We start from the raw sequence: 17,535 nt of genomic DNA, 5'->3' as shown, positions 1-17,535 counted from the left end.
GGGGGCCGGCCGTCCCGGGAATTCCCCGCGCGGTCCCGTGCGGCTTACGGCGACCCCGGCCGGACCTTACGGCGACCCCGGCCGGACAATGGCTTCGGAAGGGGCGAGATGGACGGATAATGGTTTATGGCGGAATCGCGATAAAAGGCGCCGGTCCATGAACGGCGGGCGCCGGCCCGCTGTCCCGCGTCCCGCACGGGGCGATTAACGAGTCGCGCCAGCCGGCGAGTTGGGTAGGCTGAGCGGCCCTGGGCCCTGACAGGGTTCTGCCAGTTCGATTGACATTGCTCGGCCGTGCCGCCCAGGATTCTGGCGCTGCTTCCGGTGGAAATGTGACCTGAGGACACGCCGATTCCGACATGTCCATTCGCGTAGGCGCCGGTGCGTTGTTACCGGGGGAGTCCCCGCTGAATCAGCGCCGAACAGGCGAGGGATTCCACCCGCCGTCCCCGGGCGCCGTCAGCGGCGTTTCGGACCACATTGGGGGTTTTATGTCTCTCGCACGGACCACTCTGCTGTTTCCCGGCCAGGGCGCCTGGACGCCGGGCGTGCTGAGTCGACTCGCCGACCGCTCCGCCATCGTCGAAGAGGTCGTCGACACCGTGCACCGGGTGGCGCGGGACGAGTTGGACGTCGATCTGAAGGCGCTCGTCGAGGACGGCACCGCCGACACCGCGACGCTGCTGCGGGACGCGCCCGAACTGCTCCAGGTGGCGATCTTCGCCGCCTCGGTGGCCTCCGCGCTGGCGCTCCGCAAGGACGGCGTCGAGGTCGGTCTGCACATCGGCCACAGCTTCGGCGAGATCGCCGCGCTGACCGCCGCCGGGGCCTGCTCCGTCGAGGACGGCACCCGCGTCGTGGCCCGGCGGATCCGCGCGCTGGCCGCGCTGGAGCACGCCGAGGGAATGATGCTGGCGGTGCGGACCGGCCCGGAGCGCGCGCGGGGCCTGCTCGCCTTCCTCGACGACGACTCGGTCGCGCTGGCCGGTGTCAACAGCGAGAACCAGGTGGTGCTCTCCGGCGCGGCCGGGCCGATGCTGCTGGCGCGCGAGCTGCTGCGCCAGGCCGATGTCTCGGCCGTTCGGCTTGAGTCGCCGCACGCCTTCCACAGTCCGGTGCTGGCGGACGCGGCGGCCGGCTTCGCCGCGTCCCTCGCCGACATCCGCTGGACCGCGCCCGATGTCGCGGTCTACTCCCCCATCCTCAACCGGCGTTACGAGGAGGGTGACGACTTCGCCGCGCTGCTGGCGCAGCAGCTGGTGACGCCGTTCGACTTCCCGGCGGCGGTGCGGCACGCCCACGGCGAGGGCACCGAGCTGTTCGTCGAGTGCGGCGGTCGCCAGACGCTGACCGAGCTGGTGGGGAAGATCCTGGCCGACGAGCCGGGCTGGACCGCCGTCGCCGTGGACGAGAGCGGCCGGCGCGGCACCGCACTGGGGGACATCGTCCGACTGGCCAACGGCGGTAACGAGCAGCTGCGTTCGGCGGTGCGGCATCTGCTGGGCGGGGACCCGGCGGGCCTGGCGGACTCCGCCGGGTTCGAGCGGTTCTGGCAGTCCGAGGGCGTCGCGGCGCTGCGCGCGATCCGGCAGCTGCACGACCGGTTCACCGGCAGGGCGATCGTGCCCGAGCTGGTGGAGCCGGAGCCCACCGCGCCGGAGGCCACCGCGCCGGAGGCCGTGCGGCCCGAGCCGGTGGTGCCCGAACGGACCGCGCCGGTCGCCCCCGTCGCCCGCGTCGAGTCGGAGCCGGCGCCCGTGCCCGGGCGGGCTCTGGACCGGTCGACGGTGCTGGCCGAACTCGCCGAGCTGTACGGCACCGCGCTGGAGTACCCGGCCGAGGTGTTCACGGAGGACGTGATGCTGGAGGCCGATCTGGGCGTGGACTCGGTGAAGCAGACCGATCTGCTGGGCCGGGTCGCCAGGCAGTACCAACTGCCGCCGCAGCCGCAGGAGTTCAACATATCCGAGTACGCCACCTTCGGCCGGATAGCGGACATGGTGCTCCAGGCCCCGACCCCGGCGCGCGCGGCCTCCTGACCACCGGCCCAGGCAGTTCCCGCGCCCACCCGCGCCCCATCGGGACCCAACCATCGAGACAGGCAACATGCAGCGATTCAGTGGCAGGACCGCCCTGGTGACCGGCGGCGCCCGAGGCATCGGCCGGATCATCACGACCCGGCTGGCGGAACTCGGCGCCCATGTCATCGTCAACTGCTTCCACTCCTTCGCGGAGGCGAAGCAGTTCCGGGCCGAACTCGCCGAGCGCGGACTGACGATCGAGATCGTCCGGGCCTCGGTGGCCAGCCGGGAGCAGGTGGACCGGATGTTCGGGGACATCCGGCAGCGGCACGACCGGCTCGACTACCTCGTCAACAACGCCGCCAGCGGCTCCTTCGACCGGGTGCTGGACACCGGCGAGGAGGCGTTCGACCGCGCCCTGGACGTCAACCTCAAGGGCGCCCTGTGGTGCGCCCAGCGGGCCGAGCCGCTGATGCGGGCGGCCGGCGGCGGCGCGATCGTCAACCTGTCCTCGTTGGGCGCGGGGCTGGCCGTCGGCAACTATGTGACGGTCGGGACGGCCAAGGCGGCGCTTGAGTCGCTGAGCCGCTATCTGGCCGCCGAGTTCGCCGCCGCGAACATCCGGGTCAATACCGCGTCCGGCGGGCTGATCGAGGGCGATGTCGCCAGCCTCTTCCCCGAGCCGGAGGAGATGTACCGACTGGTGGCGCGGAACACCCCGTTGGGGCGGCTCGGCCGCCCCGAGGAGCTGGCCGAGGTGGTCCTCTTCCTGCTCTCCGACGCGGCGAGCTGGATCACCGGCCAGACCCTGGTCGCCGACGGCGGCCTCTCCCTGGGCGGCGCGATGCTGACCCCGCCCAGCCACTGGCACACCCTCGACGCCGAAGCGGACGAAGCCCCCGCCGCCAAGCCCACGCCCACGCCCGCCCCGACCCCGAAAGCCACCGCACCGGCCCACGCCCCGACGCCCGCCCCCACGCCCGCGCCGCCGCGTGCCGCCCTCCGCGTCGACGAGCCGGCCCCCGCCCCCGATCCCTCCGACGAGGTGGCGGCCGCCGAGCGCGCCACCATCGCCGTGGTGGGCATGGGCCTGGTGGTGCCGGGCGCCAACAACCCCGACGAGTTCTGGCAGTTGCTGACCGAGGGCCCCGACCTGCTGGACGCCGACCGTCCCGGCCGGTTCCCCAGCGAGGCGTTCCACTCCGCCGATGCCGACGCCGAGGACAAGACCTACCAAGTGCGGTCCGGCTATGTGGACGACTATGTCCCGCACCCCCGGCTCGCCGCCGAGCTGGGCGATGACCGCCGCCGCACCGACTACACCACCCAGTGGTTCCGGCACGCCCTCTACGAGGCGCTGGACGGGGTGCGGCTGCCCGCCGGCGACCGGCTGTCCTGCGTCATCGGCTACACCGCCGACGGCAACCAACACCTTGAGGACGCCCTGGTGTTGAACAGCCTGCTGGAGGATCTGGACCGCGCCGGCGCGGCCGCCGGCTGGGCCCCGGCGCGCCGCGCCCGGCTCGCCGCATCGGCCAGGGCGGCGCTGCAGGACCACTACCCGCTGCACCGCGCCGAGTTGACCACCCTGCTGCCCCACCAGGTGGGCAACCGCGCCATCGCCGGGCTGCTGCCCGACGGCACCGAGACGCTGATGGTGGACACCGCCTGCTCCTCGGCCCTCTACGCCGTGGACATCGCGGTCAAGGGCATCCTGGAAGGCCGCCATGACGCCGCCGTCTGCGGCGGCAGCTTCGCCGTCGGCCCGCGCAACGCGGTGCTCTTCGCCAAGCTGCACGGCCTCTCGGTCAGCGGCCGGCTGCGCCCGTTGGACCAGGACGCCGACGGCGTGCTGTTCTCCGACGGCGCCGCCGCCGTCGCCCTCAAGCGGCTCGATCTGGCGCGCCGGGACGGGGACCGGATCCTCGGCTACATATCCGCCATCGGCACCTCGTCCGACGGCAAGGGCAAGGCCGTCTACGCGCCCAACACGGCGGGCCAGAAGCTCGCCATCGAACGGGCCCTGGCCAAGGCGCCGGATCCGGAGCGGCGCCCCGACTGGGTGGTGGCGCACGCCACCGGAACGCCGGCCGGCGACCTCTGCGAGATCACCAGCATCCGCCAGACCATGCCCGGCACCGGCTCGACCTATGTGACCTCCAACAAGTCCCTGATCGGACACACCGGTTGGGCCGCCGGCGTGGTCTCGCTGATCCAGGTGCTGCAGAGCTTCGGCAAGCAGACGATCCTGCCGCAGCACCGTTTCGCCCGGAGCCCGGGCGCCTACGGCCTGGACGACGCCGGGCTGCGGGTGCCGACCGAGCCGGTGGCCTGGCCGGCGGATCCGGCGAAGGCCCGGGTGGCGTCCGTCTCCGGGTTCGGCTTCGGCGGCACCAACGCCCATCTGATCGTGCGGGACCGGCCCGCGGCCCAGCCCCTGCCGCCCGTCGCCGAGGGACCGTCGAGCGGCGAGGAGATCGTGGTCACCGCCTGGTCGGCGCATCTCCCCGGGCTCGCCGACGCGGACGCGGTGCGCGGCTGGCTCGCCGGCACCGGTCCCGGGCCGGGACACAGCTTCGGCGCCGCCTACGACTACACCGGCATGGGCCTGCGGATGCCGCCCAAGGTGCTGCGCACCCTCGACCGCTGCCAGCTGATGGTGCTGCGCTGCGCCCAGGAGCTGCGGGACGCCTTCGGCGAACCGCTGTGGGACCGACACCGCGCCCGCACCGGCGTGTTCCTCGGGCATATGGGCCCCACCCGGCATGCCGTGCTCTACGGCAAACGCTGCCATCTGGACAACGCGCTGACCGCGCTCGGCCGGCTGCCCGCCGACGTGGCGCTGGACGAGCGGATCGTCGCCTCGTTCCGCGAGGCGGTGCGCGAGGGCGTACAGCCGTCCAACGAGGACTCGTTCCCCGGGATCATGCCGAACGTCATCTCGGCCCGGGTCTCCAACTACTTCGATCTCAACGGTCCCAATCTCACCGTCGATCTGGGCTTCGGCTCGGCGCTCGGCTCCCTTGAGGTGGGTGCCCGCTATCTGCGCGCGCACGATGTGGATGTGGCCCTGGTGGGCGGCGTCAACGGCAACTCGACCCGGGTGATGACGCGGCTCGCCGGCGAACTGCTCGGCGTCCCCGAGGTCGAACTGGCCGAGGGCGCCTTCATGTTCGCGCTGACCCGCCGGGCCACCGCCGACGCGGCCGGCCTGCCGGTGCTCGCCACCCTGGGGCGGCTGCGCCGGGGCGAGCCCACCCGCGACGCCGCCACCGCCACCAGGTTTCCGGCCGGCGCCGCGCACCCCGCGCATGACACCCCCCGCTATCTGGGCGCCGATTCGGCGGTCGCGCTGCTGCGCGCCCTGCACCACGCCGAGTCGGGCGGCACGGACCACGCCGTGCTGGTCGCCGGCGACACCCCGGACGACGACCGGCTCTCGCTCGACCTCCGCCTCACCGGCCCCGGGGGCACCGCGCCGGACGAGGAGCCGCAGGACGCCCAACAGGCCCGGGACCTGGTGCGGCGCCATGTGCCGCGCTGGCAGCCGACGGCCAACGACCGGGTCCGCCCGGCGGCCGACGTGCTGCCCGCCGACGCCGTGGTGCTCACCGGAACGCCCGAGCTGCTGGGCGAGTTGGGCACCCGCCCGGACGATCCGCTGGTGCTCTCCACCGTTCCGACCACCGGGCGGCGCCGACGCGTCCTGGACGAGATCTCGGCCGCCTCGGTGCGCGCCGCGCTCGGCGAGGAGCTGACGTCGATCCGCCAGGTCCGGCTGCTCACCGACCTGTCGGGTCCTGCCGCCGCCGAAGAGGCCCTGGACGCCGACCCGGAGCCGTACTTCCGGCTGCACGACGCGTTCTTCCTCACCCTCCAGGCGTGCGAGCCGGCGCTGCGCGCCCCCGGCTCCACCGTGCTGGCCGGGTTCGCCCGCGCCTATGACGCCCGCCGCCGGATCGCGCACCCGTTCAGCGGCCTCTTCACCGGGCTGCTGAAGAGCGCGTCGCTGGAACTCGCCGGCCGACTGGTCGCCGGCGTCTTCAGCACCGGGGATCGACTCCCCACCCTGCTCGACGAGTTGACGGAGGAGTCGCGGGCCAGCCAGCTGCTCCCGGTGACCGTCCACGCCGACGGGCTGCGGCACACCCTCGTCATCGACGAGGTGCCGGCGCCGGCCGCGGGGCCCCTGCCGCCGCTGGGCCGGGACAGCGTGGTGGTGGCCACCGGCGGCGGCCGGGGCATCACGGCGGAACTGCTCAAGGCCGTCGCCCGCCGCTACCGCCCGGTGATCTACGCCCTGGGCACCAAACCGGTCGCCGAACTGACCGACCGGATCAACGGATACGGTGGCCCGGACGCGCTGCCCAGCCGGGTGGGTTTTCTGCGCGATGCCATGGCAGCGCGCCCCGGCCGGCCGGTGCGGGAGATCTCCCGCGAGTACGAACAGCTGGCGGGCGCCGCCGAGATCCTGCGCAATCTGGCGGCGATGGAGCGGCACTGCGGCCCGGGGCGGGTCCACTATCTGCGGGCCGACGTGCTGGACGCCACCGCGCTGACCGGCGCCTTCGACCGGATCACCGAGGCGCACGGCCCGATCGACCTGCTGATCCACGCCGCCGGCGTCAACCGCGCCGGCGCGCTGGCCACCAAGCCGCTCGACCACTTCCGCGAGGTGCGCGCCATCAAGGCCGGCGGCTATCTCAACCTGCGGCGCGCGCTGCGCGGCCGGCTGCCGCGCACCTGGTGCTCCTTCGCCTCCCTGATCGGCCTCACCGGCCAGCTCGGCGAGACCGACTACGCCGCCAGCAACGACTTCCTGGGCACCGCCGCCCTGCACAACACCGCCGCCGGACAGGGCGAGTTCGCCATCGGCTGGACGCTGTGGAAGGAGGTCGGCATGGCGTCGAGCGAGGTCCACCAGTCGTTCTTCAACGACGGCGAGATGGCCAACGTGCTCACCCAGATGCCCACCGCCGAGGGCGTGCGGCACTTCCTGGCCGAGCTGGAGGCGGCCGAACGTTCCCCCGTCACCCACCATCTGGGCGATGTGGAACGGGCCGCGATGGAGCAGATGATCCCCGGCTACTTCGGCCCCCGCCCGGCGCCCGCGCCCACCCCCGAACCCGCGCCCGCCCCCGCCCCCGAACCCGCCGCGAAGGGCAAGGGCTCGTTCTATGTAGACCGGGTGCTGCGCGAGAGTGACCGTTCCCTGATCGTGGAGCGACAGTTCGACGAGCGGGACGGCTATCTCCGTGACCACACGGTGCGCGGAGTGCCCACGCTGCCCGGCTGCTTCGTCACCGAACTCGCCGCCGAGGCCGCGCTGCTGCTGGTGCCGGAGCTGAAGGTGGTCGGCTTCCGGGACGTGACCTTCGACCACTTCCTGCGGCTCGGCGGCACAACCGACCGCAGCCCGCGCCGGATCGCCGCCACCCTGCTGCGCCGCGACGCCGACCGGGCCGTGGTCGGCGTCCGGGTGACCGGGGACACCGTCTCGCCGACCGGGATCGTGCTGGCCCGCGACCGCCAGCACTTCAGCGCCACCGTGGTGCTGGCCGCCGAACATCCGCCCGCGCCGCGCTGGTCCCCGTGGCCGGCGGCGCCGGAGACGCCCATCGCCGACCCGTACCACGCCGACGGCGCCTCCGTGTATCTGAGCGGGGCGTTCGTCACCACCGCCGACACCCGGCTGCACCCGCTGGGCAAGCTCGCCCGCTATACCGCGCCGGTCGCCCCCGGCAGCGTCTACGAGCAGTTCCTGGTGCCCAGCCTGATGCTCGACGGAATGGCCAGGCTCGCCGTGCTGGAACTCGTCAAGGAGCACTACATCCCGGTCGCCGCGCCCAGCGGCATCCGCCGTATCGACCTCTATGTCCCTGACAACGACGTGGAGTTGGGACAGCGCGGCGAGCGGATCGAGCTGTCGGCCACCCCGCGCGGGCTGCTGCTCGAAGGCTCGGACCTGGCCAGCAGGTTCACCGCGACGCTGCCCGACGGCACCATGCTGCTCCAGATGCAGGACGTGTCCGGCTTCGCGCTCGGCTATCTCGACTCCCGCACCGGCCGGCCCGTGGACCGCGCCACCGTGGAGAACCTGCCGGACCCGGCACAGGAAGCCCAACGGATCGGAGCCCTGCCGCTATGACCGACACCGCCACCGCGACCCCCCGTATCGCCCCCGGACCGCGCGGCGCGCCCGGCTTCGGAAGCCTCGTCCCCTACCGTCGGGACCCGGCGCAGTTCCTGCTGCGACTCCAGCGCGACCACGGCGAGTTGAGCCGGCTGCGGCTCGGCCCCTACACCGTGCACCTGGCGACCTCGCCGGACGCGGTGCGCCGGGTGCTGGTGGAGAACCAGGCCAACTATGTGCGGGGCAAGCTCTACGACCAGTTCAAGCTGGTCATGGGCACCGGGCTGCTCACCACGGACGGCCGGCAGTGGCGCGGCCACCGGCGCGCCGTCCAGCCGGCGTTCGCCAGGAAGGCGATCGACGCGATCATCCCCAACGTGGTCGAGGCGACCGGCGAGATGCTGGACCGCTGGGAGGCGGCGGAGCGCGCGGGCGAACCGGTCGACCTGATCGCCGAGATGATGCGGCTGACCCTGGTGACGCTCAGCCAGTCGCTCTTCGGCTACGACATCAGGGACCGCACCCCGCTGCTGAAGCGGGTGGTCGACGAGAGCATCGAGGTGATGTTCCCGCACGGCTATGTCAGCGAGATGCTGCCGCAGTGGCTGCCGACCGCCCGCAACCGGCTGATCAGGCGGAACCGCCGGATCTTCGACCGGGTGGTCGACGACATCAGGGAACGGCACGCGGCCACCGGCGAGGGCGTGTTGGTCCGCCTCGCCGAGGAGGCCCGCGATCCGGAGACCGGCGAGCCGTGGACCGACGAGGAGATCCGCGACGAACTCCTCACCATCTATCTCGCCGGCCATGAGACCACCGCGACGGCCGCCTGCTGGACGCTGCACGCGGTGGCCACGCACCGCTCGGTGCGGGAGGAGTTGGAGGGCGAGCTGAGCGGGGTGCTCGACGGCCGGGCGCCGACCGAGGCCGAGCTGCCGACCCTGGACTACACCCGGATGGTGATCGAGGAGAGCCTGCGGCTCTATCCACCGATCTGGCTCTACCCCAGGGACGCCGTCGAGGACGACGTCCTGGACGGCTTCCACATACCGGGCGGCAGCTCCCTGATGCTGTCGCCGCTGGTCTCCCACCGGAACCCGGCGGTCTGGGAGAACCCGGAGGCGTTCGACCCCCTGCGGTTCACTCCCGCCGCCGTCAAGGAACGCCCCAGGATGGGCTACTTCCCCTTCGGGGGCGGGCCGAGGATGTGCATCGGCAACCTGATGGCGCTGATGGAGCTGAAGATCATCCTGGCCATGGTGACCCAGCGCTTCCGCCTGGAGCCGGTGCCGGGCGATCTGACGCGCTACGGCGACTCGGTGATCTCGCTGCGCCCGATGGGCGAGATGTGGGTCAGGCTGAGGGCCCGCGAGGGCGGCCGGGCCCATGGCTGAACCGGGCGGGGCGCCGATCCTGCGCCATCTGCTGGCGCTGGCCCCACTGCCAGCCCAACCGCCCCCGGCCGAGGGCGCGTTGACAGGGCGCACCGTGCTGGTCCTGGGCGGGCATCCGGCCTTCAGGGCCTCGGTGCGGGCCGCCGTCACCGCCGGCGGCGGCATCCCGGCCGACTGGGACGAGACGGCCGGCCGCCCCGACCGCCCCACCCCGGTCGACGCCATCGTGGACGGCGGTCTCGCGCCCGGCACGCCGATCGCCCCCGGCTCCTGGCATGCCGCGATGGCCCGCACCCTGGCCGCGCTCCAACACGTCCACGCCGACTGGGCGGCCGAGACCGACGCCCGCCGGCTGCACTATCTGGCCGTGACCTGGCTGGGCGGCTCGATGGGCCTGGCCGATGCGCCCGGCGCGCAGCCGCTGGGCGGCCTCTGGGCGGGGCTGGCCAAGACCCTGCCGCGCGAGCTGGCCGCCTGCGATGTGCGGGTGCTCGACCTGGACGCGTCCCTCGACCCCGGCCCGCCGGTCGTCGCCGAACTGACGGCCGGCCGACTCCTCGAAGTCGGCCGGGACGCGGGGGGACGGCACGCGCTGCTGGCGCATGTCGCCGGGATCGACGGCAAGCCGATCGATCTCACCCCGGACGACGTGCTGTTGATGACCGGCGGCGCCCGGGGCATCGGCTTCGAGTTCGCCCTGGCGGCGGCGCTGCGCACCGGCTGCCGGGTGCTGGTCGGTGGGCGGACCCCGCTGCCCGACGACCGGCCGGCCTGGCTCACCGCCTCAGCCGACGCGTTCGCCGCGCTGAGCCGAGGCGCCTACACCGAACGCGCCCCGGACGAACCGCTGCACGCCGTGCGCCGCCGGCTGGACCGGATGGCCCAGCTGCGCGAGATACACCACAATCTGGCGCGGGCCGCCGAGGCGGGCGCCGACATCACCTATGTCGCCGCCGATGTGACCGATCCCGAGCAGGTCCGCGCCCTGGTGGCGGCGGCCGGGCCCGGGCTCTCCATGGTGGTGCACAACGCCGGCGTGGACCGGCCGACCCGGCTGCCCGGCAAGTCCTTCGCCGGCTACCGCGAGGTCATCGGCGTCAAGGTCGACGGCTTTCTGCACCTGCTGGACGCCCTGGGCGACACCCCGTTGAAGATGCTCTGCGCGGTGGGCTCGCTCACCGGCCGCTATGGCGGCATGGTCGGGCAGACCGACTACGCGGCGGCCAACGAGGGCCTGGCCCGCCTCGCGCTGCACGCCGGGCGGCAACTCCCCTACCCCGTCAAGGTGTTGGCCTGGCCCACCTGGGACGGGGTGGGGCTGATCACCAACCTGGACGCCGCCTCCCGCTATATGACGCCGATCAGTGTGGCCGACGGCGTGGACGCCTGGCTGGCCGAGATCACCAGGGAGGGCAGCGGCGAGGTCTGCTTCATGGGCGAGAACGGGCTGCTCACCCCGCAACACCTGCGCGGCATCGCGGTACCGTCCGACTGGCCGGGACACACCCCGATGTTGAGTCGCCGCTTCTTCCTGGGCGAGGTCGCCACCTACGCGCCCACCACGACCGTGGTCACCGAGCACCGTCTCGACCCGTCCTGGGCCAGCTGCCTGACCGAGGTCACGGTGCGCGGGGCCCCGGCACTGCCGCTCTCCCTGGCCCTCGAATACCTGCTGGACGGCGCCGGTTGGCTGCTCCCCGGCGGGAAACCGGCGACCCCCGTCGCGCTGCTCGACATCGCGATCCGGCCCGGCGCGCTCCGACTGGACGGGGTCGGGGACGGCGGAACGTTGGACTTCACCCGCGAGGCACGACTGGACCAGGCCACCGCGCACCACCCCGAACTGGCGGCCACCCCGCTGAACACCGCCCGGGTCACGCTCACCCGAGGCGGGACGGTGGCGGCCGAGGCGACCGTGGCGCTGGCCGAATCCCCGCTGACGAACGGCGGGGAAACACCGGCCGGACCCCGGCCGACGAACCCGCCGACGGCCGCCGACGAGGGCTACGGCTGGACGTCGTATCTGCTGTCCGTCGGCCCCTGGCGGGCGGCGGACGGCTGGCGGGCCGAGGTGGAGCCGATCCGCCCGGCGGAGTGGTTCGCGCTGGTCGATCCGCCGCATCCACGGCTGCCGAGCGCGGCCCTTGAGGCGGCCGTCGCCATCTCCCCGCTGCGTCCCGGGGCGGGGCGCGGCGAGCTGTGGAAGGCCGAGCGGCTGCGGCTGACTGCCCCCGACCGGCCGGCGGCGGCGCTGCACGCGACCGGGCCCGCGTACCGGATGCTAGCCGCCGACGGCGGCGAGGTGGCCCAACTCCTGGGCGCCGCCTGGGTGTCGGGCACACCGTGACGGAGGGGGCGGACGGGTTCGAGGTGTGGTGGGCGGCGCCCGACGACGCGGACCCGGCGCTCCGCGCGCTGCTCGCCCCCGACGAGCTGGCGCGGCTGGACCGCTACCGGCTGCCGGCGGCCGGCCGCAGCTACCTCACCGGGCGCGCGCTGCTGCGGCTGGTGCTGGGCCGCCGGTTGGGCCTGCCGGCCCGGCGCGTGCCGCTGCGTTCCGACTGCCAGGACTGCGCCGGCCCGCACGGCCGGCCCCGGCTGCCGGACCGGCACGCCGGGCTCGGCCTGTCCGTCTCGCATTCCGGGGCCCGGGTCGGGGTGGCCGTGGGGCCGGCCCCGCTGGGCCTGGACATCGCCCGGATCGACCGGGACCTCGATCTGTCGCCCGACAGCGCCCTGCTGGCCTCCGCGTTGGCGCCGGACGAGGCACGGGCGCTGCTCCGTCTCGATCCCGGCGCCCGCGCCGCCGCCTTCGCCCGGGTGTGGGCGCGCAAGGAGGCCACGCTCAAGGCGCTGGGCGTCGGACTGACCCGGCCGCCCGCCCGACTGGTCGTCTCCACCGCCGACGAGCCGCCGCTGGTAAGGGAGTTGGAGCCGGCGCTCCGCCCGTCCGAAGGGCGGGTGACCCTGCGCGATCTCGACCACCGGCACACCGGGGACGGCTACCACGGCGCCCTGGCCGTCATCGGCGCCGGCGGCGGTGGGGCCGCGCCCCACCCCACCGCCCACGACGGAACGACCCTGCTCGGCACGGCCACCCGCCGGGGCCGCCCCCGGAGGTGAACCGCCGGACGGGCGGCGTCAGCCGATCGCGTCCGCCACCTCGGACCGCAGCTGCGGCAGCATCTCGTGGAAGATGCCGGGGCAGAGCGTGGAGCCGAAGTCCATATGGCCGTAGATCTCGGTGGCCGGGATGCGGTACTGCGTCGCCACATAAGCGCACAGCTGCACCAGCACCTCCCACTGCGCGGCCGGCGGCGTCGCCCCGTCGTGGTAGGCGCCCTCGTTGGCGATCCCGACGCCCGCGCCGTTCTGGCCCGAGGTGTGCGCGCCGAGCACAAAGCTGGTGCCGCCCTGCAACGTCTCCAGGCTGCGGTGCCGACCCTCGGTGATCCAACCGCCCCGGCTGACCAGGAAGTTGTAGCCGGTGTCGACCCAGCCGTTGCCGTCCATATGGAGGTCCTGCACCCAGTGGCTGTGCGCATGCGCCTGGGCGCGGGAGTAGTCGGTGGTGTTCTCGCTCACCGTGTGGTGGACGATGATCATGCTCGGCCGGTAGTTCAGCACCGATATCGTGCCGCCCGGCGCCCTGGCTCCCCAGGCGCCGGTGCCGTCGATATCGGGCTCGACCGCGGAACTCGACCCGGAGGGGGTCGCGGAGGGGTTGGCGGCGCGCGCCGTGCCGGAGAGGGCAGCCGCCGCGCCGACACCGGCGGCGGCGGTGAACAGCATTCTGCGCCGAAGGGAGAACTCGCGTTCCATCAGGACTCCTTGCGCTCCTTGGGGCTCTTGGTGCCCCAAGTGGGGGGGGAACCACAACGAGGGGGTGGAGCCGGCATCCGCCGGCTCCACCGTGCGCATGTACGTGTCGAGCGGGGTACGAGCCGACGTCAGGCGGTGTTGTTGGCCAGCGCCAGCAGGCGGTCCCTGGAACCGTTGAACTTGTTGCGGTCCACGTTGCCCGAGATGCCGCTGATCGAGCCGGAGTCCGTGTACTGCCAGACCGTCCAGGTCGGGAACCCGGCGGGAATGGTCGGGCTGCCCGTGGTCCAGTGCGCCACCCACAGCGGTGCCTTGGCCGACATACCCGTCCAGTTGCCGGTGCAGGTGTTCCACCAGCTGGCGGTCGTGTAGATCACGACGTCCCGGGTGGTGCGCGACTTGTACGTGTTGTAGAAGTCGTTGATCCAGGTGCGCATCTGCGTGGTGGACAGGCCGTAGCACTGCGCCCCGTAGGGGTTGTGCTCGATGTCCAGGACGCCGGGCAGCGTCAGGTTGTCCCGCGACCAGGCCCCGCCGTTGGAGGCGAAGTAGTTGGCCTGGGTGGCGCCGTTGGAGACGTCGGGGCGGGCGAAGTGGTAGGCGCCCCTGATCACGCCGGCGCCGTGCGCGGCCGGGTAGTTGGTGTTGAACCTGGAGTCCTTGAAGCTGGTGCCCTCGGTCGCCTTCATCCAGGCGAACTGGATGCCGGCGCCGCGCACCGAGGTCCAGTTGATGGCGCCCTGCCAGTGCGAGACGTCGATGCCCTGGACGCCGCTGGTGTCGAAGGGCTCCAACGACAGCTCGCCGGTGTCCAGCGCGCGGCCCTCGTGGATGGCGGTGCCGGCGCCCATGAACGCCTCACCGGGCTCCAGGGTGCCCACGGCCTCCGGCACCTCGGTCGGACCGGCCGCGACACTCGACGCACCGGCCGCGGCCGACGGGGTGGTGAGCAGAATCCCGAACACGGCCACGAACACGCCACCCAGGGTGGCCATTCGCCACCTGAGGCGCCGGGAGAGTGATCTGGTGAAGAGCATGACCGACTCCTGAGTATCGAGGGGGGATGGAACGGATCAGTGCACTTGACGCGGTCACGTCATGTCCCAGTTTACGCACGTAGACCCATCCCCGGGGAAGAGCACTCGGCGCACCCCACCGGTCTATCCCTGTGAAAAACACCCCCGCCTGCACCAACGCGCCCCCTGTATCGGGAACTTTCACAGACGCGACGGCGGCACCCCACCGCCGACGGCCCCCGTACTCCGGCTCCCCCTCCCCCCCTCCCCCGACCTCAGTCGAGCAGCGGGGAGGCCAGCCGCTCCAACTCGTCGACCGCCGAGGGAAGATCATCCGTCAGCGGATGCAGCAGCACATGGTCGGCGCCGGCGGCCAGTTGGGCGCGCAGCCGGGCGGCCACGGCGGCGGCACCGCCATGCGCCAGGACCGCGTCCACCAGGGCGTCCGAACCGCCGTCGGCCAAGTCCCGGTCGTCGTAGCCGAGTCGACGGAAGTTGCGGGTATAGGCGTTCTCCGCCAACGGCCGCCCGCCCACCGCGCCGAACACGGCGCGCAGCCGCCCCCTGGCCGCCTCCGGCTCCTCCTCCAGCGTCAGCACCTGATGCGGAATCAGCAGCGCCCCGTCGCCGACGGCCCCTCGGGCGCGCGCGGTATGGGCGACCGGCTGAAGGAACGGGTGCACCCCGTCCGCGCGTTCCACCGCCAACGCCTGCGCCCGGGGCCCGATGGCCCCCAGCACCCGGGGATACCGCCGGCCGCCCGTCCCATCCGTCCCATCCGCCTCGCCCATCGCGTCCATCGCGTCCAGATAGCCGCGCAGTCGGTGCAGCGGACGGGGTCCTTCGGCGCCGCCGAGGCCCAGCACCAGCCGCCCGGGATACGCCTCGGCCAATCCGGCGGCGGCCGACCGCATGGCCTGGGGAACGCGCATGCCCACGTTGGCGACACCGGCGCCCAGCACCAGCCGATCCGTGGCGGCCAGCAGAACGGCCAGCAGGCTGAAGATCTCCCGCCCGGCGACCGGCGCACCGACCGGCGGCTCCCCCGTCCAGAGCGAGCCATAGCCCAACTCCTCGATCCGACGCGCCTGCGTCCGCAGCACCGCCACCGGCGTGGACCGCACCGCGTCCGGCGCGAGCCAGACCCCGAACCGGCCGAGCCGCCGCCTCGCCAGCTCCACCACCGTCGGGCCCGGCTCGCCCGACGGTCGAACGCCCCTCGACGACACGGTAGTTCGCACTGTTCCCCCACTCCGGCGCATGCCGCGTCGACCTCCGAACCCGCCAAACCGAGGCAGCCTCCGGTTAGCCCGGTCACGATAACGGAGGTAGGCTCCGGTTGGCCACCGAGGCGCCGCCCCGGCCCGGGAACCGGGAGTTCGCGGCCCGGCACGGCGAACCGAGGAGAGAAGGTTGGACGACACGACGACGACGCGCCTCCCGCGCGCCGACGCCAGAAGGAACCGCGAACGGCTGCTCGCCGAGGCGCGCGCCTCGTTCGCCGAACACGGCACCGACGCCTCGCTCGAAGAGATCGCCGCCGGCGCCGGAGTCGGCATCGGCACGCTCTACCGGCACTTCCCCAGCAGGCAGCATCTGCTGGAGGCCCTGCTGCGCGAGCACTTCGACGCACTGGGCGCCACCGGGCGGGAGTTGGTCACCAGCCGCGCCCCCTGGCCCGCGCTCACCGAGTGGACCCGCGCCTTTGTCGCCGCGACGACCACCTTCCGGGGGCTGACCGGCGAGGTGGCCCACACCCTCGACCACGCCGACTCCAGCCTGCACGCCGCCTGCCTGGCGATGCGCGAGGCCGGCGAGGCACTGCTCGACCGGGCCAGGGACGCCGGCGAGGTCCGCCCCGACGTCGGCACCACGGACTTCTTCCTGCTGGTCTCCGGCGTCGCCTGGGCCCACGAGCAGGGGCGGGACGCCTCGGCCGACCGCATCGACCGCCTGCTCGCGGTGGTCTTCGCCGGCATCCGCCCGACCACCGCCGCGCACTGACACCCGGAGCCGGGCGGCAGGCCACGCACCGACGCGTGGCGGCCGTTACGGCTGCGCCACGGCCACCGATCGCGCCGCGCCGCGCCGTGCCGTGCTCATCGGGTCCGGGCGCTCAGTCGACGCAGAACTCGTTGCCCTCGATGTCCTGCATCGAGATGCACGACTCGTTCTCCTCGTCGGCGAGCATGGTCCGCACATGCGTCGCGCCAAGGGCGATCAGTCGATCGCATTCGGCCTGAAGCGTCGCCAGGCGCTCGTCCCCCACCAGCCCGGTGCCGACCCGTACGTCGAGATGCACCCGGTTCTTGGCGACCTTCCCCTCGGGAACGCGCTGGAAGTACAGCCTCGGACCCACTCCCGACGGGTCCGAGCACGCGAACCACGCACCCCGGTCCTCGGGAGGGAGGGAACGGTTGTACTCGTCCCAGTTGTCGAACCCCTCGGGCGGCGACGGCAGGACATACCCCAGGGCCTCGGCCCAGAAGCGGGCGACGCGCTCGGGGTCCGCGCAGTCGAAGGTTATCTGCAGCTTTTTGATCGATGACACCAGCGCACACTAACAAGTCGCCCACCCCGGCGCCCCCCACGTATCGCCCCGACGAAGCGCCACCCGGCCCACCGGGCGGCAAGTCCCCGAAGAAGCGGGCGACTTCGGAGGCGGACGGCCTACGGTCGCCCGGGCAAAGCCAAGAGGCCGCCTCCCCTGCGGGAGACGGCCTCTTCGGCTGCTGTGGAGCTAAGGAGAATTGAACTCCTGACCTCTTGCATGCCATGCAAGCGCTCTACCAACTGAGCTATAGCCCCTTGCCTGTCCGTTCGGGGTTTCCCCCTCGCGGTGATCCCTACTTTACACAGGAACCGGGGTCGAATGCCAAATCGGGGTGGTGGGGCAGGGTGCGCAGGTCAGACGCTCGCGAAGGAGTAGAACCGCTTGAGCGCGCAGTGCTCGTCGAGAAGACGCCCATAGATGGGCTCGCCCTCCAGCTCGCGGTAGACCTCGATCGGATCGCCCTTGATGATCAGCGCCCTGGCGCACTCCACGCACCAGTACTGGTACGCGACGTTCACCGGCTGCAGATCGCGCACGATGGGGGTGCCGGCACCGCACCAATCGCACTTTCTGCTGTGTGCACCCATGCGATCAG

General features: G+C 72.9%; 11 protein-coding genes and 1 tRNA gene. 6 read left to right on the top strand and 6 right to left on the bottom strand.

Going from position 1 to position 17,535, the window contains the following annotated elements:
* Positions 1 to 491: 491 nt before the first annotated feature.
* From AOM46_RS02635 to AOM46_RS02615, 5 genes are all read left to right on the top strand, one after another.
* Positions 492 to 2,039, top strand: coding sequence for an acyltransferase domain-containing protein (locus AOM46_RS02635; RefSeq protein WP_062204960.1), 1,548 nt, complete (start codon positions 492 to 494; stop codon positions 2,037 to 2,039).
* Between the two features lie 67 nt (positions 2,040 to 2,106).
* On the top strand, positions 2,107 to 8,169 hold the full coding sequence (locus tag AOM46_RS02630) for an SDR family oxidoreductase (protein WP_062204955.1): 6,063 nt from the start codon (positions 2,107 to 2,109) through the stop codon (positions 8,167 to 8,169).
* A complete protein-coding gene (locus AOM46_RS02625) occupies positions 8,166 to 9,548 on the top strand; it encodes a cytochrome P450 (protein ID WP_062204951.1) in 1,383 nt (460 codons plus the stop codon). The genes AOM46_RS02630 and AOM46_RS02625 overlap by 4 nt, the downstream gene beginning before the upstream one ends.
* Positions 9,541 to 11,895, top strand: a complete 2,355-nt coding sequence (locus AOM46_RS02620; RefSeq protein ID WP_062204948.1) for an SDR family NAD(P)-dependent oxidoreductase — start codon at positions 9,541 to 9,543, stop codon at positions 11,893 to 11,895. Before AOM46_RS02625 ends, AOM46_RS02620 begins: the two co-directional genes overlap by 8 nt.
* Positions 11,892 to 12,671, top strand: a complete 780-nt coding sequence (locus AOM46_RS02615; protein WP_062204946.1) for a 4'-phosphopantetheinyl transferase superfamily protein — start codon at positions 11,892 to 11,894, stop codon at positions 12,669 to 12,671. Before AOM46_RS02620 ends, AOM46_RS02615 begins: the two co-directional genes overlap by 4 nt.
* Positions 12,672 to 12,689: 18 nt before the next feature.
* Here the strand turns inward: AOM46_RS02615 and AOM46_RS02610 are convergent, their stop codons facing one another.
* The 3 genes from AOM46_RS02610 to AOM46_RS02600 form a co-directional block, all read right to left on the bottom strand.
* A complete protein-coding gene (locus AOM46_RS02610) occupies positions 12,690 to 13,370 on the bottom strand; it encodes a peptidoglycan recognition family protein (protein WP_062204943.1) in 681 nt (226 codons plus the stop codon).
* A gap of 128 nt (positions 13,371 to 13,498) precedes the next feature.
* Positions 13,499 to 14,407 carry a lysozyme gene (locus AOM46_RS02605; RefSeq protein ID WP_062204941.1) on the bottom strand — a complete coding sequence of 303 codons (909 nt, stop codon included), beginning with the start codon at positions 14,405 to 14,407 and terminating at the stop codon, positions 13,499 to 13,501.
* 254 nt (positions 14,408 to 14,661) lie between these two features.
* Positions 14,662 to 15,615, bottom strand: a complete 954-nt coding sequence (locus AOM46_RS02600) for an LLM class flavin-dependent oxidoreductase (protein ID WP_199823908.1) — start codon at positions 15,613 to 15,615, stop codon at positions 14,662 to 14,664.
* A 184-nt stretch (positions 15,616 to 15,799) separates the two neighbouring features.
* Here AOM46_RS02600 and AOM46_RS02595 point away from each other — a divergent pair, with 184 nt between their 5' ends.
* The gene (locus AOM46_RS02595; RefSeq protein ID WP_062204935.1) at positions 15,800 to 16,390 is read left to right on the top strand and encodes a TetR/AcrR family transcriptional regulator; all 591 of its coding nucleotides are present in this window, start codon (positions 15,800 to 15,802) and stop codon (positions 16,388 to 16,390) included.
* Positions 16,391 to 16,502: 112 nt separating this feature from the next.
* Here the strand turns inward: AOM46_RS02595 and AOM46_RS02590 are convergent, their stop codons facing one another.
* The 3 genes from AOM46_RS02590 to AOM46_RS02580 all read right to left on the bottom strand — a co-directional run bounded on the left by AOM46_RS02590 (position 16,503) and on the right by AOM46_RS02580 (position 17,527).
* Entirely contained in the window at positions 16,503 to 16,937 is a 435-nt protein-coding gene (locus tag AOM46_RS02590; RefSeq protein ID WP_062204932.1) for a VOC family protein, read from the bottom strand.
* Between the two features lie 184 nt (positions 16,938 to 17,121).
* Positions 17,122 to 17,194: transfer RNA gene (locus tag AOM46_RS02585), tRNA-Ala, on the bottom strand.
* A gap of 99 nt (positions 17,195 to 17,293) precedes the next feature.
* Positions 17,294 to 17,527, bottom strand: coding sequence for a hypothetical protein (locus AOM46_RS02580; RefSeq protein ID WP_049575784.1), 234 nt, complete (start codon positions 17,525 to 17,527; stop codon positions 17,294 to 17,296).
* Positions 17,528 to 17,535: the final 8 nt, after the last annotated feature.

Origin of the sequence: Streptomyces sp. NBRC 109706 (genome assembly GCF_000974485.1) — a bacterium.
Classification (GTDB): domain Bacteria; phylum Actinomycetota; class Actinomycetes; order Streptomycetales; family Streptomycetaceae; genus Streptomyces.
The sequence above is the reverse complement of the archived record's forward strand: the minus strand, read 5'-3'. Positions and strand labels throughout refer to the sequence as shown.